Genomic DNA, 460 nt, shown 5'->3' with positions numbered 1-460 from the left:
CCCGCGCAGCCGCCCATCCGCGTCTTCGTCGTGGAAGACCAGACGAAGATCCTCAAGAACCAGCTCCGCCTCTTCGAGGGTCACCCCGAAATCGATATCGTCGGCACCGCGCTGTCCGGCGAGGCCGCGCTGGAGGAAGTCCCGCGCCTCATGCCCGACGTCCTCCTCCTGGACCTGGGCCTGCCGCGCATGAGCGGCATCGACGTGACGCGCGAAATCAAGGCCGTCTATCCAAAGATGGAGATCCTCATCTTCACCATCTTCGATGAGGAGGACAAAGTCCTCGAGGCCGTGAAGGCCGGGGCATCCGGTTACATGCTCAAGGGCTCGCCGGTCGACAAGATCATCGAGGCCATCAAGGAAGTCCGCGCCGGCGGCACCGTCATCCAGCCCAACCTCGCGCGCAGGCTCCTGCGTCACTTCCGCGTCGACCCGGACGCCGCCCCCATCCCTTCCGAGC

At 65.4% G+C, this 460-nt stretch carries 1 protein-coding gene; it reads left to right on the top strand.

The window, feature by feature from the left end; genetic code table 11:
- Positions 1 to 15: 15 nt before the first annotated feature.
- Positions 16 to 460: response regulator transcription factor (locus HUW62_RS47750; protein WP_368670666.1), on the top strand; the 445-nt coding region annotated here is incomplete at its 3' end.

The organism is Myxococcus sp. AM011 (genome assembly GCF_013372595.1).
GTDB lineage: Bacteria > Myxococcota > Myxococcia > Myxococcales > Myxococcaceae > Myxococcus > Myxococcus eversor.
The sequence above is the reverse complement of the archived record's forward strand: the minus strand, read 5'-3'. Positions and strand labels throughout refer to the sequence as shown.